The sequence below is a fragment of the Nocardia suismassiliense genome (genome assembly GCF_900269665.1).
GTDB lineage: Bacteria > Actinomycetota > Actinomycetes > Mycobacteriales > Mycobacteriaceae > Nocardia > Nocardia suismassiliense.
The window spans coordinates 33,237-53,640 of record NZ_LT985363.1 but is presented as its reverse complement, the minus strand read 5'-3'; the positions used below and the strand labels follow the sequence as shown (position 1 = coordinate 53,640).

The 20,404-nt window shown below is 64.3% G+C and carries 19 protein-coding genes; 5 read left to right on the top strand and 14 right to left on the bottom strand.

Features of this window, described 5'->3' with window-relative positions:
• Positions 1–123: 123 nt before the first annotated feature.
• The 5 genes from DBO33_RS41690 to DBO33_RS41670 form a co-directional block, all read right to left on the bottom strand.
• Positions 124–747 carry a hypothetical protein gene (locus DBO33_RS41690; protein ID WP_107661168.1) on the bottom strand — a complete coding sequence of 208 codons (624 nt, stop codon included), beginning with the start codon at positions 745–747 and terminating at the stop codon, positions 124–126.
• A gap of 74 nt (positions 748–821) precedes the next feature.
• Positions 822–1,199, bottom strand: coding sequence for a hypothetical protein (locus tag DBO33_RS41685; protein WP_107661167.1), 378 nt, complete (start codon positions 1,197–1,199; stop codon positions 822–824).
• 208 nt (positions 1,200–1,407) lie between these two features.
• Positions 1,408–1,794, bottom strand: a complete 387-nt coding sequence (locus DBO33_RS41680; RefSeq protein ID WP_107661166.1) for a hypothetical protein — start codon at positions 1,792–1,794, stop codon at positions 1,408–1,410.
• Complete coding sequence (locus tag DBO33_RS41675) at positions 1,791–2,261, bottom strand: hypothetical protein (protein WP_159080812.1); 471 nt, start codon at positions 2,259–2,261, stop codon at positions 1,791–1,793. Before DBO33_RS41675 ends, DBO33_RS41680 begins: the two co-directional genes overlap by 4 nt.
• A gap of 164 nt (positions 2,262–2,425) precedes the next feature.
• Positions 2,426–2,827, bottom strand: a complete 402-nt coding sequence (locus DBO33_RS41670) for a hypothetical protein (protein ID WP_159080811.1) — start codon at positions 2,825–2,827, stop codon at positions 2,426–2,428.
• Between the two features lie 546 nt (positions 2,828–3,373).
• On the opposite strand from DBO33_RS41670, the gene DBO33_RS41665 reads away from it, so the two are divergent.
• Entirely contained in the window at positions 3,374–4,033 is a 660-nt protein-coding gene (locus DBO33_RS41665; RefSeq protein WP_107661163.1) for a hypothetical protein, read from the top strand.
• Between the two features lie 104 nt (positions 4,034–4,137).
• Entirely contained in the window at positions 4,138–6,042 is a 1,905-nt protein-coding gene (dnaB, locus tag DBO33_RS41660; RefSeq protein WP_107661162.1) for a replicative DNA helicase, read from the top strand.
• A gap of 166 nt (positions 6,043–6,208) precedes the next feature.
• On the opposite strand, the gene DBO33_RS41655 is transcribed toward dnaB, so the two are convergent.
• Both DBO33_RS41655 and DBO33_RS41650 read right to left on the bottom strand, forming a co-directional pair.
• A complete protein-coding gene (locus DBO33_RS41655; protein ID WP_234391485.1) occupies positions 6,209–7,159 on the bottom strand; it encodes a hypothetical protein in 951 nt (316 codons plus the stop codon).
• Positions 7,160–7,721: 562 nt separating this feature from the next.
• Positions 7,722–8,960 (bottom strand): hypothetical protein, encoded by a 1,239-nt coding sequence (locus DBO33_RS41650; RefSeq protein WP_159080810.1) that lies wholly within the window; start codon positions 8,958–8,960, stop codon positions 7,722–7,724.
• Positions 8,961–9,808: 848 nt separating this feature from the next.
• Between DBO33_RS41650 and DBO33_RS41645 the strand changes: the two genes are divergently transcribed.
• Together DBO33_RS41645 and DBO33_RS41640 are read left to right on the top strand one after the other, a co-directional pair.
• On the top strand, positions 9,809–9,988 hold the full coding sequence (locus DBO33_RS41645; protein ID WP_107661159.1) for a hypothetical protein: 180 nt from the start codon (positions 9,809–9,811) through the stop codon (positions 9,986–9,988).
• A 3-nt stretch (positions 9,989–9,991) separates the two neighbouring features.
• Positions 9,992–10,789, top strand: a complete 798-nt coding sequence (locus tag DBO33_RS41640) for a Fic/DOC family protein (RefSeq protein WP_107661158.1) — start codon at positions 9,992–9,994, stop codon at positions 10,787–10,789.
• Between the two features lie 10 nt (positions 10,790–10,799).
• Here the strand turns inward: DBO33_RS41640 and DBO33_RS41635 are convergent, their stop codons facing one another.
• The 5 genes from DBO33_RS41635 to DBO33_RS41615 all read right to left on the bottom strand — a co-directional run bounded on the left by DBO33_RS41635 (position 10,800) and on the right by DBO33_RS41615 (position 15,870).
• On the bottom strand, positions 10,800–12,056 hold the full coding sequence (locus DBO33_RS41635) for a hypothetical protein (protein WP_159080809.1): 1,257 nt from the start codon (positions 12,054–12,056) through the stop codon (positions 10,800–10,802).
• 643 nt (positions 12,057–12,699) lie between these two features.
• On the bottom strand, positions 12,700–13,083 hold the full coding sequence (locus tag DBO33_RS41630; RefSeq protein ID WP_107661156.1) for a hypothetical protein: 384 nt from the start codon (positions 13,081–13,083) through the stop codon (positions 12,700–12,702).
• Positions 13,080–14,198, bottom strand: coding sequence for a hypothetical protein (locus tag DBO33_RS41625; RefSeq protein WP_107661155.1), 1,119 nt, complete (start codon positions 14,196–14,198; stop codon positions 13,080–13,082). The genes DBO33_RS41630 and DBO33_RS41625 overlap by 4 nt, the downstream gene beginning before the upstream one ends.
• A gap of 65 nt (positions 14,199–14,263) precedes the next feature.
• Positions 14,264–14,665 carry a hypothetical protein gene (locus tag DBO33_RS41620; protein WP_107661154.1) on the bottom strand — a complete coding sequence of 134 codons (402 nt, stop codon included), beginning with the start codon at positions 14,663–14,665 and terminating at the stop codon, positions 14,264–14,266.
• 356 nt (positions 14,666–15,021) lie between these two features.
• On the bottom strand, positions 15,022–15,870 hold the full coding sequence (locus tag DBO33_RS41615; protein WP_107661153.1) for a PIN domain-containing protein: 849 nt from the start codon (positions 15,868–15,870) through the stop codon (positions 15,022–15,024).
• A 438-nt stretch (positions 15,871–16,308) separates the two neighbouring features.
• Here DBO33_RS41615 and DBO33_RS41610 point away from each other — a divergent pair, with 438 nt between their 5' ends.
• Positions 16,309–17,253 carry a 3'-5' exonuclease family protein gene (locus tag DBO33_RS41610; protein WP_159080808.1) on the top strand — a complete coding sequence of 315 codons (945 nt, stop codon included), beginning with the start codon at positions 16,309–16,311 and terminating at the stop codon, positions 17,251–17,253.
• Between the two features lie 387 nt (positions 17,254–17,640).
• Here the strand turns inward: DBO33_RS41610 and DBO33_RS41605 are convergent, their stop codons facing one another.
• Complete coding sequence (locus DBO33_RS41605) at positions 17,641–18,570, bottom strand: hypothetical protein (RefSeq protein WP_107661151.1); 930 nt, start codon at positions 18,568–18,570, stop codon at positions 17,641–17,643.
• A 351-nt stretch (positions 18,571–18,921) separates the two neighbouring features.
• Entirely contained in the window at positions 18,922–20,319 is a 1,398-nt protein-coding gene (locus DBO33_RS41600) for a DUF4192 family protein (protein WP_107661150.1), read from the bottom strand.
• Between the last annotated feature and the right edge of the window lie 85 nt (positions 20,320–20,404).

Genomic DNA, 20,404 nt, shown 5'->3' with positions numbered 1-20,404 from the left:
TCGTCGCGGTCGACTACTCGAATCCAGCACCGAACACCCACCGGCAGTGTGCTGGTCGCCGCACGCGCTATGGCCTCAGCACCCACCGAACCGTCCCCGCACACTTCTCCTACCCCGTGCCGATCAGCGCGACGCCAGCACCGCTGTCGTCGAGGCGGGAAGCCGGAAATACGAATTGCCCAGCCGTGCCCGCTCCTCGGCTGGAACCATCAGCTCGGCGTACTCCTCGAGCACCAGCTGTCCGCGCAGCACCGACAAGTCCAGATCCCATGAGAAGGCATCCAGCGCGGCGCACCGCGCATCCGCACGTGCCAAGTCAGCGTGGGCTTGCTCGGCGGTCCAGCCGTTGAGGGTGCACAGCCGTCGCACGACCTCGTGCTCGCGCCGCTGCACGCGCGCATAGCCGGCGTGTTGAACCTCATGGCATCCTGTGCACAGCGCGACCAACCGCGCCAAGCGCTGCACCGGTCGCCCCTCGCGGAACTCGAACTCCCATTTCTCGTGGCAGGCGGGACGCCGCGCTCTGCCGCTCGACCTCGACTCCGCTCCGCAGATCTCGCACCGATCACCGGCGGCCGCGCAGACCGGAATTCTCAGCGCGTCCCCCACCGCCGCAGAGACCACGGCCCGCAAATTGGAACCGTGCGTGCTCGGCGGCAGTTGGTCGGCGCGGATGCCTATCCCGTCCGGCGCGGTCGAACCCGCAAGCGTGTCGACAGCCACCGCGCGTTGAGGGGCAAAGTCCATACGGCACAACTTAATTGACGGTACCGACATTCGGACGATGTCGGTTGCTGTGAACGTTCCTGCTGTGCTGCGGGTCAGTGCAGCACCTTCATCGTGGCATCGAACTGATCAGAGTCCGCAGATCGCCTGTGGCGGGTGACATCCTTGCCGCTTGCCAGTGCATAGTCGACGTAGTCACGGGTGGGTTGGTCGTAGACGCAGTGCTCGTCGGTAACGACAAGGACCCGGTCAGCGAGATCGATGAGATGTCGTTGTAGTCGATCGATTCGGTCGGTGAGCGGTCCCAGGTGGACGCCGACTATCGACGCGATCGGCGGAAGCACCTGGTGCCCGCTGCTCGCGAGTTCAGCGGCGACCCGCAGAATCTGCGGATAACAGCGCACCGGGCCGATCAGTGCGGTGGCTTCCAAGGAGCTTGCCTGGTCGTGGCTGGCGCGGTCGATGGTGGTCATGGGCAGCTCCCTTCTATGGAGCGGAATCCTGATTGTTCAGGACGCGGTTGGTGATCGCGAATCCGGCATTCGACGAAGTCCAACGACGTCGGAAGCACTGGGTGAAATCGTGGTGATGAATGCGCCACATCACCAGGGCTCGAGAAGCGGCTCCCGATCTCTGGGGTCGGCACGGTCGCGCGCGATCTGCCCGCCAAGATGGAAGGGCTCATCCCTCGCGCCCCTCTGGGTTGGTATCCGGTCGAGTCCTCCTGACGGGAGGAGCTGGGCACGGTGGCGAACTCGAGGCTGGCTGATCGGCGGGGCTGTCGTCGAGGGTGGCCAACGGGGTGATCAGCGCGTGGATGAGTTCGCGTAGCTCCGGTGCCAGCGCCGGGTCGTCGACGCACTGGCGAAGAGATTGGACCAGTTCGGTCATGGCGATGCCGCACTCGCTGGCTGCCTTGAGGCGCTGTTTGGGACTTCGGGCGTTGGACGACAGTGCGCGGTCGAAGAGCCCGCTGTCGCGGGATAGGCGGCTGACCGCGGTGCGCAACTCTCGGGGCGTGTGATCGCAGGAGGCCACCTCGGACTCCTGCGCGATCGCGGTGCTCATGTCGACCGCTCGCCGGCCGCCGTATCAGCTGCATCGGCTGGCAAGGCGTCGAGCTGATGGAATCCCCAGTCCCGCAGGGTTTTCGGGTCCTTCTTGCAGCGCTGGGACACGAACCGAAAGGCTTGGCTGGGGGCGTACCCGAGGCCGTCGCGAGCGAATCCGTACTCCTCGAATGCGACGGCTCGGCTGATTGCGTTGTCCCGCGTCTGATAGCGGCCCCTGATCGCTTCGGGGTCGACACCGTCGATGGTGTAAGGCTCACCGCCCGGGTCGCTCAGGTGCAGCCTCCAACGCCACCCTCGCTCGTAGGGCGTCACCGTTGCGGCGACGGTGGTTCCGGGAGGAAGTACCCCATGCGGGGTGGGAACGGCCTGCCGGAGTGTCACCTGTTTGGTCGGCAGAGTCCGTGTGGGCGTGACCGGCGCTGAACCGGCGAGCGGGGTGTGTGCAGCGTATGCGGTAGTCATGGGAGATCTCTCGTCGTGTGGATGAGCGGAACGGCCAGCCTGTCCTTCGGTGTGGGCGCTGAATCGCGGGGGTGACTTCAGGAGATAGCAGGCCGACGCGGAGCATGGGCGCCCGATCGACACCGGCGGTGTGGATCGCGGCGGAGCTTCCGATGCTCCTCGTGCTATGGGAGGGGCCAGTGGACGGTGAGCCATTCGCTGCGATCCGCGGAATCGGGTGCTCCGATGCGGGCGACGCCTCGTGCGCGGATGGTCATGGCGATGAGAGGCCCCAAGTCGACAATGCGGTTCGCGCGAGTCATCGGATCGCGGTATGAGGTGGTATTGCCGAAGCGGTTCTTCGCGTCGGTGGCCTCGATTGCGTAGTCGCGATAGTCGCCGGACGGCTGGACCATGAGGTTGCCTGATTCGTCCCAGACCCGCAGGCACACTTGTGATCCGGTCGCCCCCGTGCAGCGCTTCGGCCCACGCTGGGCCTCGACCGGCTCAGCGCAAGCGGGCCCGGCCAGCGCGAGCGCGAGTGAAGCGGCCGCAGAGACGACAGCGGTGAGTCTGATGGGCATCATGGCTCCCTCTCCTCTTGTCGTGCTGAAAGGTGTTGGAGTGGTTCGTGTTTGGTCTTGTCAGTGAGTGGTGATGGTGTAAATGGCCGCCTTCACCAGCGCGGATACGTGCGCGAGGACGGCGATGAGAACGAGCCCGAAAACGAGCACGGGTCCTCCTGTGTGGGATTTGGATCGTGTGCGCGGCAGCCTCGTGCGCGAATGCGCGTAGATCGTCGGATAGATGGGTGCCTGCGATCGGCTGAGCGCATGTCTGCCCGGCCTTGTGTGAGCCGGCTGCGGTGTGACCAGGGCGAGGGCGGTCGGATGGAGGGGCGCCGGTGCCCTTGGGCGGGCCACGTTGCCCGCCGCTCCCCGCTGCGCCGTTGCAGCGGTGACCAGGTGGTGCTTGGAGGGGATGGGAAGTAGGCCAACCCGTCACCCTCGCCCCGGAACACTTGAATGCTAGCATTCAAGAATGTCAGAATCTATGGTGAACCGTGTTCCCCCGACGCGGGCGGGCACCCCGGCTCGGGCAAGCGACGGCGTCCTTGCAGGAGGTATCCGGTGATGCGGCTGTCGACAGGACTGTCCTGCCGATGCACGGCAGGGGAACTGGTTCAGCAGCCCGCAGACGACACCCGCGACGCCTGCGTGCTGGTGTGTGAGTTCGACTGTGGAGAGCGGATTCCGTTGACAGGCGACGACTTTCACGAGTTCACCGCCGTCGCGGCGCATCTCAATACCGGTGTCGTCGTGGACTGTTCAGTGGAATTGGATGCCGAACTGACCAACGGTCAGTACTGCGCGCTGGCAGCTCGTCTGGCGCTGAGCCCGCAGTGGTTCACCAGCACCGGCCGCCCCGCAGTTCTAACGATGCGGCCCACCAGCTGCCGAAGTTTCGCCGGACTGATCCGGGCAATCGCGTTCCTGCGTGAGCAGGGCCTCGCGTACGTGGTCAACACGAAGGCTCGGCATCGACCGCCCCACACGTTCACTACGGGCCTACCAGCTTCACATCCCTCCTCGGTGCCCGAAGCGGTCACCCAATTCGATGACGTCATCGCAGCGCTGCGCGAATCCATCACCGCCGACCGCCGCGCAACGACCACCGTGGACACGGAGCTGGTGGCCCCCAGGCCGGAGTCGGACAGCGAGTGTGGATCGAGCCCGACGCGGCCCCAGCGCGTCGATAGCGTCGGCGGCGGGCCGGAGCAACGGGAGGAGTAACGCCCGTGACCAACACCGAGACGCGCGAACGGAACCTGCCGCACCAGCGACAACGGCGACCGCACCCCGTCGTGCGTTCCAACTGCGAAAGCCGGAGCTAGTTGATGACCGCCGTAATCCCGCCTACGACAACGCGCCGAGGGCGCAGTGACCGCACGGAATCGGTCCCGGATGCCGAATTTGGCTACGACGGAGCGGAATTCGTGCGTCAGCCACCCCACAACGTGGAAGCCGAACGAGCGGTGCTCGGCGCGTTGCTCATGAGCAAGGACGCGGTCGCCGACGTCGTCGAGATCCTTCCGCCCAACCAGTTCTACCGCCCAGCCCACGAGGCGATCTACGCCGCGGTCTGTGACCTTTACGCACAGGGGGAACCAGCCGATCCAATCACCGTCGCCGACGCGCTCGACCGCGCCGGGGAGCTCAAACGTGTCGGTGGCCCGGCATACCTGCTCACGCTGACCGAGACGGTCACGACAGCGGCCAACGCCACCTACTACGCCGAGATAGTCGCAGACAAGGCGGCGCTGCGACGACTGGCCGAAGCATGCACCCGCGGCGTGCAGATGGCCTACACCGGCGCCGACGGGTGCGACGCCGCTGAGATCGTCGACCGCGCACAATCCGAAGTCAACAAGGTGACCTCCAAGCGCAACAGCCAAGACGCCGTCTCGATCGAGGACCTGCTGCAGCCAACGATGGACGAGCTCGACGCGATCGCGAAGCGTGGCGGCATCTCGATGGGAGTGCCAACGGGCTTCACTGACCTCGACAAGCACATCCAGGGCCTGCACCCCGGCCAGCTGGTCATCGTTGCCGCTCGGCCCGGTGTGGGAAAAGCCCTGGCGCTGGACACAGTCCTGCCGACTCCAGGTGGAGGGCAGACCACGATGGCCGAAGTATGCGAGGGCGATCTGCTTCTCGATGCGCACGGTGAACCTACGCGAGTAGTCCGAACGACCGAAGTCATGCACGACAGGCTTTGCTACGAAGTGGAATTCGACGAGAAACTGCCTGACGGCAGCCCGGTCGTGATCGTCGCAGACGCCCAGCACCAGTGGCATACCATCTATGCCCCGTACAGCCACAGCCCCGGCGCACCCGGCGTTCGTACCACGAAGGCCATCGCCGCCACACTGCATCAACTCGACGTCGCCCATGCCCCCGCGCACAAGGTGGTCGATCAGCTGTCGTCGCGACGCGGGAAACCCGCGCGCCGGATCGTGGCCGTCCGCCGCGTGCCCAGCGTGGCAGTGCGCTGTGTAGAGGTATCCGGGCGTGACCACCTGTACCTGGCGGGACCGACCGGGATCCCCACGCACAACTCGACATTGGGTTCGGACTTCCTGCGCAGCGCGTCGATCAAACACGGCCAGGCGGGGGTGCTGTTCTCGCTGGAGATGAGCAAGACCGAGATCGTCATGAAGATGCTCTCGGCCGAAACCGGGATCAAGCTCGACACAATGCGCAATGGCGAGATGACCCAGGAACAATGGGGAGACCTCGCTGCACGCATGGAGGAGATTAGGCAAGCACCGCTGTTCATCGACGACTCGTCGGACATGACGATGATGGAGATCCGTGCCAAGGCCAGACGACTCCGACAGCGCCATGACCTCAAGCTGATCGTGGTCGACTACCTGCAGTTGCTGACTTCCGGCAAGCGAGTGGAATCACGCCAGGTTGAGGTGGCAGAGTTCTCCCGCAACTTCAAGCTGATGGCCAAGGAACTTGAAGTGCCTGTCGTGGCGCTCAGTCAGCTCAACCGCGGGCCCGAACAACGCTCGGACAGACGGCCGATGATGTCTGACCTGCGCGAAAGCGGAGCGCTCGAACAAGATGCGGACCTGATCATGCTCCTGGACCGCCCAGCAGCCATCGCTCCCGACCACCCACGCGCGGGGGAGATCGACGTTCACATCCCGAAATTTCGGCAAGGAAGACCCGGCGTCGTGACCTTGGCTGACCAGCTCCATTTGGGGCGCTTCTACGACCTGTATCGCGGCTGACCCGACGACGACGAGACGACGACGCGTAGGGTCTCAGCTCCTGAGCTGAGGCAGCTGATTCGCACTCGCGGCCACCGAGCACCCTGGATCCGCGATACGGACGAAATCAGCTGACGCACAGCCGGTCCGGGTTGCCGAAGCCAGTCCGAAACCGGGACCGGCCCACTTAGAAGGGGGTGGACGGCGCCATATACGTGAGGTTGGCGTCGTAGAGTTGCTTCAGCCGGAGAGCCAGCGTCCAGTCCTCTGGTAAGCAGTGATCTGCTATGAACAGGTCCCATACGCGACTCACGGCGATGTTGCCTGGTCGGCCATAAATCTTGTCGACGGCCGAGAACACAGCCGAGATGCGGTAGCGGGTAGAGGTGGGATCTGTGCTGGTCAAGGCATCGGCTAGATATTCGTGATACGCGTCTTCAAGGCCGGGGCCGACCCAGGGCGGCGGGAGCCGAAGAAACAGGAACCCGCTCTGCCCTTCGGGAATTTGCCCTGAGGCCGTCTTGACCGTCTTCGACACGGTCCTTGCATTGAACGGGGTCGAATCCTCCTTGGTTTTGACTTCAACGGCTTTCGGTGGGACGGTGATCCAGAAGCTCAGATCAAAATCGCGGCCGGCCGCCAGCGATGCGTCGCGGCGTTCGACATTCAGCGGATAATTCATCAGATAGAGAGCCACGTCGAGTTCGAAGGCGACACCGGACAGGTAGTCCTTCTTTACGGCGTCGTGGACCAGCCCGAACCAGTCGGCGAACTGAAGTTGATGGACCCGGCGCGCGAGCTCCTGCTTGCGATAGTTTGTCAGCTCGTCGAGATATTCATTCTGGCCCTCCGGATAGAAGAATCCTTGAGCATGTCGGTGAAGGTTCGTTGCCTCGTACATGCGCTCGAACCAGACGTCCCCGAAGTGCGCCCGCATGATTGAATCCGCGACCGCCTTGTTCGCAAGCCGCTTGATCCTCTCGGGTGGAAGTTCCGGCAGCTCATCCTGGAGGTCTCCGTGAATCTCGCCGACTCGATGTTCGATCAGCAGCTGGTAGTCGTACCACAGCACCTGGCGTGGTTGGTCAGCGCGCTCACCGGAGAGCCCCTCTACGAACGACTTGAATGTCGGGATCAAATGACCGATCAACCTCATTCGGATCGCGAAGCCGCAGGAGCTGCGGCCTCTGCCGGTTTGGCGGGGAACTACGGGGCGCACGACTGGAGAGCGAGCGAAGCGTCAAATGTCGGTTTGCGCTGGTATCCCTGCGGGAGCAGGGATACCAGGGGGCGGGGAGAGCAGTTCGCAGCGCAGTAACACAGGGAGGGTATCGCAGTGGTGGGCGATCCAGGAGCAGTCACGGGCACGATCAGGTTGCGCCAAGCGCGATTTGGGTCAGGCACCACCGGTGCCCGCCTGGGCGGACCAACGGGGACTGCAATCCCCCTGAAAGCAGTGCCGACACTGCCAGGGTCGGTCGCAAGGACGCCGGCGAACGGCACCAGCGAGCGAGGCGCCGGAAGAACCCCGACCGGCCATAATCTGTCTGCCTCATGCTTGTTGGTTTAAAGCGGCCACATCCGTACTGCGAGTGCAGGCAAAATGCCGCGACCCGCGCGTCCGGCCGGTCCGCGATCCGTGGTGGCAGTCGATCCCGCCAACATCCGCATCTCACCGCATCGCGAGCTGCCGGTTTGATTCACTCCGGGTGTGACACGCCGGGGTAGAGCATCTCGCTCGGCCCCACTATCGGTTGGTTCGGATACAGGCCGACTTGGACAGTCACGCTGGTGATTTCAACATCGGCACCCACTCCGCTGCCCAGGTCGAACTGGAACGACACGAGGCTGTTGCCCGTACCTATACGTCGGACCTGTTCGTCGACAGCTTCATTCCCGCTGTAGGCGATGAACTCCACGTAGGCGTTTCCGGTGTCGGTGGGCGTACGCCAGTTGAATTCGGCGATCTGCCCGGTGACATCTACCGCCTGTTCTTCAGGGTGAGTCCATGACCGCCACACCAGCTGCCCGGTAACGCTCGCTTCGGACGCCGAGTCGGTCACTTTCGTATGAAACGGAATTGGTGCTGGGGCAACGCGTGGGAGATCCGCGGGCTCGGGGGGCGCGGCATCGGGCTCGGTGGATCTCTCGTCGTCACCGTCGCCGGTGTCATCGGGTCCTGGTCCGGTCGGGCTTGGTTCCGGGTGCTCGGCATCCGGCGTTCTCTTGTGTCCGAAGACCTTGAGCCCGATCGCGCTGACGATCGCCAGCAGCGCTGTCAATCCGGCGAGCACCGCAGGTACGGAATCGAGGAACGAGGCTCCGGACTTCACCTGTTCGGCCACGAATTGCCTAGTGGACGGCGCGACCTCGATCGGGATGTACAGCGGTTCACTCTCGTCGACGACGTTCTCGGTGTCCTTGTCGTGAACGATGACCACTAGCGCTACCCGATACGAGCCCGCGACGTTCGTCCGCAACTCCCATGACCAGCTCGCACTTCCGTCGTCGGAGAACGGCTTGACCAGCGATCCTAATTCGCGGATCGAAAGTTCTTGCCGTGAGGTAAGTTTCACCTCCATCAAGCTGCCGACCGGCACACTGCTGAGTCGCATCGGCTGCTTCGACTTCGACGAGGCGAGCTCACACGAGTCGCGACCTACCTTGGCGGTGAATTCGAAAGGCTTGTCCAGGCCAGCGATTCCGCGCGGCGAAGCAATCGACAAGCAGCCCCGCCCTCCTGGCGGTGATCCAATCGGTGGTTCTGGGGGCGTGCGTAGACCTCGGTATATGAGAACCAGCGCGCACAATTCGATCGCTGACACAATCATGAGTGCCCAGAACTTTGGCCCCAAGTACCAGGGCCTGACTCTAGACGCGTGAACGTTGCCTTCGGCAGAGCGGGACGACCTCGTACCCGCAGGTTTCGGGACCTCCACGCGCACAGGCTATAGCAACGTCGCCGCCGGGTGCCCCGTTGCGGCAATGACCGTCGAGCGATCGACCCCTTTCTCGGTGGTCCCGTTTTGCACAGAACATCGAGAGGGGTGGCGGCCACGCGCCCTCAGAAATAGCTCTACGGCTCCGCCGGCCATCTGTGACGGTGGTTCGGTCTGGGTAGAAGCTGGCGGGAGGTGTGAACCCTCTATGCGCCGATGGGTGGGCGCGGCACACGAGCACGCCCATACCTGCAGAGCTGCGTCATGTTCTCGAGCGGACATCGCTTCTCACTGCGGCGTGGCGACCTCGGATGTCGCGCCATCGCCGCCGGATCGGCGTCGCCTAGGGCGTCACCGACTTCGATTATTGCCGTGCCCAGGAAAGACGAGATCGGTTGTGGCGCAGCCATTGATCCGCCATCGGCACCGTGACAGGGCGCCCACGTCTTCCTTGAAGCGGGCTGAAGGGTCAGCCTCAGCCCGCTCGGCAGGGAATCCCGGCATACGTCGAGACCATCCGACAGTAGATCATCGGGTGTTGTGAAGGCAGGCCGTCACACAGGAAGCGGCAAGCCGAGCAGGGTGCTTTGTACTCGACCTTCCGGATAAGGATCGGCGGCGAACAGCGCAGAGGCCCAGAAGATTGCGGGCAAATCCAATGCGCTTTCGCACCGCCGGTGTGAGTCGAAACGTCACGAACCTGTTTGTGGCACAGAGTATGTCGCGATCGGGGCACCGAGTCCGGAACAGCGGTGCCTGATCGCTCGTTCGATCTTCGGCATCGAGAATGCGCCACCACACCGGGTATCGCCGCGGGGACAGCCCGCAAACTGAGAGAGGGTGACTGGATGAACAACGATATCTGGGACAAACCAGAACTGGCTGGAGTGTTCGACGGCGTCGAACCGCACGCGGAGTCAGCCGTACGTCGCGTCGTCGCGTCGTGGCAGCTCGAAGGCTGGGAACCCGACCGCGGCGAAATCGAGGACTTGATCGCGCGCACCCGACCATCCGAGGGCAGGACATAGCTCGTGCCCGACGACGATGGCCTCTGGGTGGATCCCTATTTCCTGCCCGACACGCCACAGGTCCTGGCCAACCGATTCGGCGTGCGCAACGCGGACGAGCTGCTGGACCTGGAATACCAAGCCACAGCGCTGCGAGCAATCGAGATCGAGACCGGAGCCGTGCAGTTGCCCGAGACCGGCGACGCGTATGAATGGAAGGCCATCCACCGGCACCTGTTCCAGGATGTCTACGAGTGGGCTGGCGAGTTCCGAACAGTGTGGATAGGCGCCGAGGGTGACTGGTTCATCGACCCACCTGACCTCGAGTCCTACATAGCGGCGGTCACCGATTCGATCCGCGGCGCCGGCTGGGCGGAGATGAATCGACGGGAGTTCGTACAGAACGCCGCCTCGACCTACCAGCAGTTGAACTGGGGGCACCCATTCCGCGAGGGCAATGGTCGTAGCCTGCGCATTTTTCTCGATCGACTATCGAGTGGCGCCCAGTTCGTTTTGGACTACGGCCGTGTCAGTCCCGGCCTATGGAACAGCGCGTCCGCCGCATCACACCCACCCGGCTACGACGGGCCGTTCGATGTGACGCCGCTGATCCCCGTCTTCGCCGACATCACCGTCGAGCGCGTCGAACCGAGCACCACAATCGACATCGAGGGATTGGCCCCGGGTTTGACCGCAGCCGCCGCATCCATACTGCGACCGCCCACATTGAATTACAGCCCCACACCAGAGGAGCCAGAGCAGCTCGACTCGGCGGAACATGAACTCGGCCAGCCGAACCCCGGTAACGACGTTGTTCCCTGAAAATTACGGTTCACACGCTCACTTCCACACCCGCTTGGGCTGTTGGGCCCGCCGGGATAGCCATTGGCGGTTCCGCAGCCACCTCGATCGACTCTGTCGAGATGTGCCCGGCACATGCCGCGGTGAGATCAGTGCCAGGTATCGACCGCAGGCTGGCAGCGCCCGACCTGGAATCAACAGTTCTCACTCGCCCTTTCTGTAGTGCCAGATGCGCCAAATCGCCGATGAAGTCGCTGACGACCTCATCGAATAGCGCCTGGTCCCAGACGTTCACCGGAACGAGTGCTTGCCGGGTCTGCGTAGCGAAGGCCTCCAACCCAGCTTCGGCTGCCGAGACAAGGGACGTGGCAGGAGCTATGCCATGGCCAGCTGGGTGTGTGTTCGATTCGGGGGCCTGCGTCAGCGGGAAATGCTGTGGCTGGGCCCACGGCTCGACTGCGACGGCGTCCTCCTCAGGCAGCAGTTCGCCGGCCTCTTGGCGTTCGTCCAACTCGATCGCTAGTTCTTCTCGGAAATGGAGCGCGCCGCGGGTGACCAGCGCGGCCATATCCGAGCCCTGGTCGGCGGCCAGCGCGGCGATCCCGCGGGCAAAGTCGCCGGTAACCTGCATGAACACTGCCGTGTTGTGCAGATCTGGTGGGGAGTAGCCGACCCGGGAAGCGAATTCCTCGAGCGCAACACATGCCCAGTCCGCGCGAGTGAGGTTCATTTCTGCTTCGCTGCTGTCCTCATACGCGCGTCCGGCGGATATGCCTGCCTCGCGCCGGTCGGCGCTCATACCGGGATCTGGGTTCGAGGCAGCCGCAGCTCGGTCGATCAGCAGACCGACAGTGTCGGGCAGAGCCGGAAATGTCTTGGTGTCCAGGTCGATCGGCGTCGCGAGGACTATCGGCCCACGCCACCGCGGAAAGTCGTTGTCGAACTCGTAGGGTCGCCGATGCGCGCGCAGAATTGGGTGAAGTAGCACGTTGGCGGGCAGATCGATCGAGTCGAGACCGACGCACCACAGTTGGTGAGGTCCAGTAGTGGAGCGCGAGAGCAAGCCCAGTCGCAGCTGTTCTTCGGTGACTTCGCGGCCGAGAGCGTCGGCAATAACACGCGCGGCAAGGTCGAGCACGCGTTCGCCGGGCTCGCGCTTGCCGAAGGTCGCGGTGCGGTCAGGGTGCAAGATGACGAAATCAGCATCGTACTCAGGCATTCCGTGCTCGTCTCTCGATCGTTTCAGGGATCGGTCAAAGCTCGAAACTAGCGCTGCGATGAGCTGCACCGGACGGCCACGCACCCCAGCGGGGGGCACACCAACTGGGGGCGGGGCGCTGGCTGCCACGAAGGCGACACCGACAACGATCTCTGCGGCAGGCAAGGTCGGTGCGGGGCGCGCTGATGGCCGTTCATGGCCGCATGGCGTCCTGGGCTGATGGACAGCGTGGACAGGGTGTCTAACGATGTGTCCAACTGCGGCACCGTTGGACACATCGAGTGAGGCCGTTCACAACCCTCCACCGCAATGAGCGGGGGACTCCGTTGCCAGGGTGTCCAGTTGGACAGTTGGACGCTCGGAACCATCGAGAATGACGTCTACAGTCGTTGCCAGGCAACACAGTCGATCTCCTTTCAGACACGCAATGGCATGCAGTCGAGACCAGGGAGAACATCGGTGGATATGGGTCTGATTGGCGTCGGACCTCCACCACAGAGTCGCCTCGTAAGAGGACGACCCTCGAGGGCCTCGTGTCGTTCACGAGCTGAACGACACGAGGCCCTCGGCACTGCGACAGCGTGGCACCGCCCGCAGCCGCCGCATTGCGTGTGTGGCTGGCGTAGAGGCCGCCTCCGCAGCGGCGTAGTCGTTGCTGGCAGACGATTGCGCTCTGTGCGGCAACGATGTCGGCTCAGCACCATTGACCGGATCAGCTAGGTCGCGGGCAGTTTGGCCGCCCGCCGTTTGCACCGGACACGGCGGTGTCTAGGTACCACCGCTGGTAGTCGTCGTAGATCTTGTATCGGGAGCGGTGAGTCGTGCGCCGACCACACGGTGGCACGGTGGCGAGCCGCGTGGGGTCCAGGTGCGCGGCGGCGACAACACTGGAAAGGCGTTGTCGGGCTTCGCTGTTGGCGTGTTCGGCGGTGCGGAATCCGTCGGCTTCGGTGAGGGGGTGTTCGGTGCTGTCGCTGATGGCGCGGTAGCTGATGGTGAATCCGTGCCCGCCGACATTTCGGAGCAGGCTCAGGCGATAGGTCAGGCTCAGCTGGTAGGTGGCGTACCCGCTGATTCCGCGAAAGGTGTGCCTCACCGGTTGTGCTCCCCAGGTCTCGGGGATCGCGGGCGCGTCCGATCATGGCGGCGCGCACTGGGGCGGCTTGGTCGTGGCTGCCTGCGTCGTCGATGCTTCGGCGCGGTGGTGCCAGCCTGGTCGAGGAGTCCGAGATTATCGACGGGAGCAGGCTGATGGCTGCGGTACCAGCTCAGGAACGCCTCGCCGTGCGGGTGAGCGAGGGTGACCGACAGGGCGAAGTCGTCTCCGAGCAAGACAGTGATCCCGGCGGGCAGCTGTGCGGTGAGCTCATCGGCGGCGAGCCAAGTCGTCACCAATGTCAGGAGCGCTCCTGCTGCGCTGGCCGTGGCGGTCAGGGTGAGAATCACCGTCAGGTGGTCGTTGTCGATGGTGATGGCGACCTCAGCTCCTGGCAGACGGCCGCGTAGGTGCTGCGAGAGTTCAGCGAAGTCGGGGGTGGTCGTGCTGAACGCGTCCACGCTGGCTTGAGCGGCGGCGACACGGTCGCGGTAGTCGGCGACGAGTTCGCGTGCCCGGGCACGCAATACCGGGTCGCCGATCGCGGCGAACCGGCGGATCGTGACCTCTTGTTGTTCAGCGGATTGCTGACCGCGCGGGTGGAAGACGAAGTGGCGCTCGCCGCCGTCCGCATCGAGCAGCGTCAGGCTGTAGACGTTCATCACGGCCTTGATGCGAATGCTCCATCCCCGCGGAAGACGGTGATCCCGCTTGCCAGGCACCGCCGTCGGGGTGAAGGCGGCGACGATTGAGGTGTCGCCGAGGTCGAATCGCCGTCGTAGCTCGGCTATCGCGGTGGTCAGGAGATTGTCCAGGGTGCGCGGGTGAAAGCGTTGCGCGGCCCGGCGCTCGAGCAGGATCGGGTGCCGGAAGTAGACCATGCGACGGGTCGCCGGGGTAAGAGTGCGGGGCTTGATCCCAGCGCTGTAGCCGTCGCCGAGCAGGTAGCTGGAGTACAGCTCGATCTGCTCCTGCTGGCCGTCCCGGGCGAGGCCGCCGACATTCCAGATGGCGCTGATGTATCGCGAGTCTTCTTCGTAGCGTTGGATGGTCGGCGCGCAGTGCGGGGCGACGGCGGCTGTGGTGGTGGTGGCGTCGATGGTGGTAGGCGTCATGTCGCCCGCGACAGTGGTGGGGTCTGTTGCTGGGTCGATTGTGGTAGCGCAGGTGGCACTCGTGGTCATCGTGCGGTGCCGTCTTCGGTGAGCAGCTGGTTGGCGTAGGCGATTTCGAGCAGCAGCGATTCTATGATCATGTGCTCGGGGCGATCGACGTGCCCGCATGGATTGGTCCAAACCTGTACGGGGCCATCCCAGAACAGGTCCCCCCGTGGTGTGTGGCAACCAGGGTGCTGGCATTCCTGCTGAATCAGCACGGTGGCGACCGCACGAGGTTGGCGAAACAACCCCGCCCACCAGGGTTCTGCGCGGCGATCACGGACGGTGACTTCGCGAAAGGCCGTCCGTGCTTCCGGCGGAGGCCATGACTTTCCGGTGGCCTCGAAAATCTCGCGTGCCTCGACCAGCGGCAGTACCAGGATTTGAGGGTCGCGCAAGACAGCGTCACGGTTGTCGATGGGCATAGAAGATCCTTGTCTGTGTTGAGGATGCTCGCAGAAGGGCAGAGCGGCCTTCGACGAGGGCGGGAGCGGGAGCGGGGACGGGTCGGACAGCGGCCGTGGGTCGTCGAGTGAGGGGAGACAGTCGAAGAGGCGAATAGCGCTGCGTAAGAAGACGTTCCGCGTGCCTGTTCGCCCTGCACGCTCAGCCTAGCAGAAATCTCGGAATCAATCCCATAAACAAAACGTGATGTGAGGCGCTGCGGTAATCTTCGGATCTCCGCGTGGGGGAATATGTAATCGCGATCACCGACCGAGGCGCGGCCGGCATGACCAGGTCGGTCTCTCGGCGCCGCTCAGGCGATCGTGAACAAGATCCGTTATTGGACAGCAGCACCGGCGTCGTGGACCGTCTCCGCGACAGCGGCGGGGAGAGGTGCAGACAAGCCGCGCGTGCACGGACTGACGTCCGCGCGAACCTGATGTCCTACAAGAGCTTCGGTGAGCCCATCGACGGCCACAGGGTCCGTCATCGTAAGCCGGTCGCGAGTTTCCCGGACCGCGCGAAAGTCGCTTTCATCGAGACGGGTTACCCAAAAGGTGCCCAGCTCGCTGCGCAACTTCGGCCCCGGCGTCTCGGCCCACCATTGGAACCCCTCGATCAAGGCCCTTCGGCTGCGCTGCACGGACTCGATGGCCGGCTCGAGGTCGCGGTCGTGGCTGGCAACGAGGATCAGGTCAACCCTCGGGTCGTAGCTGGCTTCGGTCACAGCCAGCGCACACAGCACGTCGATACCCTTTTCGCGGGCACCGATCACCTGAGGCTGTGCCTCGGTTCCTACGCGTTTTGTGGATCGGTCACGGAGCAGGGTGTATCGGAGTTCTCGGCACTGGACCTCCACCCGCGGATCGTCACGCATCCACGCCTGCTGCTCGGCGAGACCACATCGAAAGCCGCGCTCATCGAATTCCTCGCTGGGCAACCCACGGAACACCTTTACCTGCTCTAAGCGAGCCAACGGGAAACCGGCGCTCCGTTGGCGTTCATTGCGACGATCGATGAGCCTTTGCGCGAACAGAATCGGTCGAATACGTGTCTCGCTACGCGAGAGCCCCAAGCGATCCGAGCGACTGAAGCGACTGAATACGTCGTATGCGGTCATGTGCACGTTTTGGTAGTCGATGACAACCGTGGTGCGTAGCGCACGAGGTCGTGGAACGGCTGCCATGGTATGTCCTTCCTCGTGCGCCGCTGCCGATAGTGCGACGGCGTTTCTTGCACGCTATGACCGCGTCGATGCCGCCGGGGTGGGCTCTCGCACAGTTGGTAGGTCACCAATGGTCGCCATGCCGCGGCCACACGATCGAGGTCTGGGAATGCGCCCTCGTCCAGCCCGATCCGCAGGCCGACCGTGGTCCGCAACACTCATGCCCGCCACAGCCTGGTCAGGAAACCAGCGACGGTTGGTGCTATCGAAGTCGTTCATCGCCTCTGCCTTTCAGGTATCGAAACAGTGCACGGCTTCAGCGACCCGGACTGGCGCGGCGTGATCCGGACTGGCAGTGAGACATCGATGCCACCGCGCGCCGGCAATGCGTTCTCCTGTTCAGTGACAACAAGATCGCACGACACTGCAACAGGGCCCAGCCGCAGAAAGTCAGTGGGTGTGAAGACGATCGGATTGGTGAGCGCCACTATGTATTTCGGCACCGAGCCTGTGGGTCGTGACCTGTGGATGCAGCGGCCGATCGCTGGTTTCGACCTGGAGACGACCGGGGTGCGGGTCGGCTCGGATCGAATGGTCTCGGCGTGCGTGGCCCGCGGCGGTACTGGCGACCTCATCCGGGAGTGGCTTGCGAATCCCGGCATTCCGATCCCGGCCGAAGCGTCATCGATACACGGAATTACCGATGAGATCGCAGCGTCTGGCCGGCCGCTGAAGGAGGTGGCCGCAGAGGTGGCTGACGAGTTGTACCAGTGCTGGGCCCAGGGCTATACAGTAGCGGTGTTCAACGGCCGCTTCGACTTTGGGATTCTCGCCTCGGCCCTTCCCGGGTTCGAGGTACGTGGTCCAGTCATTGACGGCTTCGCCGTCGAGCGCCGCATAGGCCGCGGTATCCGGAATCGGGAAACCCAGACCAAGCTCGAAGTCGGCAACATTGCAGGAAGGAAGGGGCTGGTGGTCCTCGGCGGTGGGGGCAAACGGTCGCTGTCCTTGATGAGCACTTGTCAAAGGTACGGAGTGGACCACCCCAACCCTCACCAAGCGGCCGGTGATGCTGTCGCCACTATCGGAGTGGTCCAGGCTCAAGCGCGGCGGTGGCCGTGGCTTGCGGCCATGACGACCACGGAACTGGTGCAGGCACAACAGCACTGGCATCACAGCCGGGCACGGCGGCGCAGAACTGCTGATGACGCTGGTGGGGACTGGCTGATTCCGTCGGCCGCGCGAACCCTCGATCTCGAAGGTCTCGGGGCTGCCGCTGCTGCCACACCCGCTCCGCGGCAAACGCAGTCGTCTGTGACCGTCGCCGAGCCGCCAGCCGAGACGGCTGCGGGAGCAGATGCCGCGAGGCAGCCAGAGCCCGATCCAGCGCCAGTCACCGTGTAGGCCCCTGCCCCTGACTACACCATCAGGCTCATGGCTTGGTCGCGGAATCCACACTCGCCCAGCTCAATCCGACTGTCACGCATCTCGGATCTGCGGCTATCCTCATCTCGTACGCCCCGGGTCCGCCTCTGCTCAGCACGCCGCCCGGGGCACGGCCATTTTCGAGGACGTCCGCCCGCGCGAATCGTGGCGTGCAGCGTTACGCGATTCACGCAACGCGCGCTCACCCGCCGATGCTGTCTCCAGCATCGGCACGATAGGGCATACGACAGCGTCCGAACCTCACGTGCTGTGTAGAGATCGACAGGCCGACGAACTGATACATCCATCGCTCCCAGCGGCCCCGACCGCCTACCACTGTGGGACAGAGGCGATCTGGCGTTGTGGTTAAAGTCCTGCGCCGGTATCGACAGTTGGCGCAGTAGCAATGGTCTCACCGACTGCGACTTCGGAGTCGGCAGCGTCGGTCGGCATTGTGGGTCCGGGGTGTGGAACGACCGCGGTGAGCGCCTCGAGGGTGTCCTGGGGGGTCGCGGCTGCCGGGGCACCGATCGATACAACCTCGTGCGGCGGATTGAAAACGGCAGGGTGGAGGCGTTGGGCCGCCCAGCTGGGTAGCCGGGTGGTGTCGCTGGTGAGGTACTCGATCTCGCCGCTGCGCGCTTCGTGGCACGAGATCATCGTGTACCCGCTGGTGCGCACTTCATCGACGATTTCGGCGGCCAACCGGTCGCGTCCACCTTCGCGTCGTTGCAGCCGATCGGGTTTGTGGTGCTCATCGAGCCAGCGTGCGATCACGTCAGCGTCAGGGGTATCGATGACGGTGATGTAGTTGGCACGAGCCAGTGCCGGGTCGAACGATGTTATGAGGTGTGCGGCGGCGGCAGGGGTGTGGGGAAGGGCGCCAAGGGTTTCGGCGTCGGCCATGACCTTTTCGCTGGCGCAGCCGAGACGGAAGGCGTGCCGACGTTCGCCGCTGCTGGGTCGGTCTCCGACTAGTACCCAGGGGGATAGGCGTTCTACGCCGATATGGACAGCGATCCAGCCCTCTGGGGTGCGACGGACCTCGCCGCCGGCGAATCCGCGCCCTGGCCGGGCGGGGATCGCCACGAGACCGGTCGGCGCCGTCGCGGGCGGGACTTCGAGGTCAGCACTGCCAATCGACAGGGCGGTGGCGGCGGCAGTGCCAGGAATGGTGGCCGTGAGAACGGCAGGATCCATGAACCAGTCCACCGCGGTCCCGTGCCATCGACCAGGTCCCGCTGGGATGGTGCCGATGAACTGCCAGCGGCGGTTGTAATCGTCGCTGACCCGCACCGCGGTCCAGCCTTCCGGGGTTCGGCGAACTTCCCCGGTGATGCTGCTGCGCGCGGGGCCTAAGCCTGTGATGCGTTCGCAGGCAGGGCATTTGAGTGTTTCGGTGGCGTTCAGATCAGTCTGAGTCTTGAGGGCTCGTCCTCCGGCGCCGGAGGAGGGATGGGATACCACTGTGACGTAACGGTCTGTGACCTCACGGACTCGATGGCGGGCTCCCCATCCCGTCGCTATCCAATCGCCGGGCTGCACGTTGTCCCATGAGGTTGGTGCGCTGGTGGGATCGTGATCAGGGCTGGTCATCCTCGGATTCCGTTCTGGTGCGGTGCCTGCTGCTGCGCCGAATTCGTTGGGTTACGGCGTTGTCGCCACGTCGGCGGCTTCGTTGACCGTCGCCGCCGGTGCGGGATCGGACGGTAGGGAGGTGATCGACTCGGTCCGGTGCATGCTGGCGGCGCAGGGTTGGCATGTCGCTGCGGCGCTGATGGCGTCGAGGTCCATCGGTTCGTCAGTTCGTTGTCCGGCGAGCTCAGCGTTGGCGAGCGCACGCCACACGAGTTTCTGCGGGTCAGTCGTGTGTGTCAGTGCGTTGAGTACCTCGCGGGGGACATGATCGACGCTCGTCTTCGCGGACTCGAATTGGTAGCTGATCCATATCCGTGACTGCTGGCTGTTGAAGTCGCGCTCGCGCCGATACCGGACCAAGCAGGCACTGACCTCACCGCCGGGGTCTCGAACCGCCACGTATTGCCTGTGCTGCGGCTGGACGCCCTCGATGGGGACCGCGCGCCGACGTAGAACGATGCGGTGCCCGGCGTCGAGGCTATTGGCGAGATAGCCGGAGGCGAATGAGTGCATATTGGTGCCCGCGGGTACCGCCACGCCGAGCTCGCAGCCGAGCTGAGCGGCTGTCTGTCGGCCGTACCGGATAAAGTCGGCGACAATCGCACTGCGTTCTCGCCGGGGGCTGGCCAGCAGCATCGAGGCCAGCTCGTGGTCGGCGTTCGCGATGGCCACGCGAAATGCTTGCTCGGCGTGGCCGTGGTGTCCTGCCTCGGAGGCGTAGAGCCCGATGTAGAACAACGCCTGCGCGCGAGCCTCACCGGTAAGCACCGGCGCGGTCCGATGCCAGAACTCAGCGGTTGACAGCTCGTCGGCATTTGCCTCCAGCGCGACGCGAATCTGGTTGTCTTTCAACGCACTACACAACTCTGCGGCGTCTTGGTGATAGGAGTAGTAGCGGGCGTGATTCGCGGCGGCGATCTGGATGAACATCTTGTTCACGAACTCGCGGGCCGGGCCCTGCGGGTCAGCCCCAGCCGCGGCACGCATGCGTTGTTCGTCGAAGGCTCGCGCGGCACTTGACTGGCGCCAGTCGATTTCGAGTTGACGATGCCAGTCCATGGGGAATGTGCTGGTGTAGGCACCCTCGGGAGCGCGAGCGCGGGCACGAACGAGTGCGTTCAAATCGCAAGCGGGACCGGAATAGGGAGGTTGAGAGGGAAATTCGTAGAGCAGCGTGATGAGCGCGGGATCGGTGGCCATGTGCTCGTTGATCGCGGCGATCACATCAGCGGCGTGGGGGGAGGCTTCGTAGCCGCGGCCGGTATCGATGAGTCGCCGCTCCCTGCCCGATTCGTCCGGGCAATGGGTGAGCAGGGCATAGAAGGTGCGATTGTCATAGTCATAGCCAGCTACCGCGCGCATGCCTGGGGTCGAGTCGAGCGGTCTGATGAGGATTTCGCGGGTCATGTGCAGTCCTGGTGAACATCGGTCGGGTCGGAGGCCGGGTCTGCGCAACCGCGTCGTGGGCGGACCGCACAGCTCTGGGAAGGGG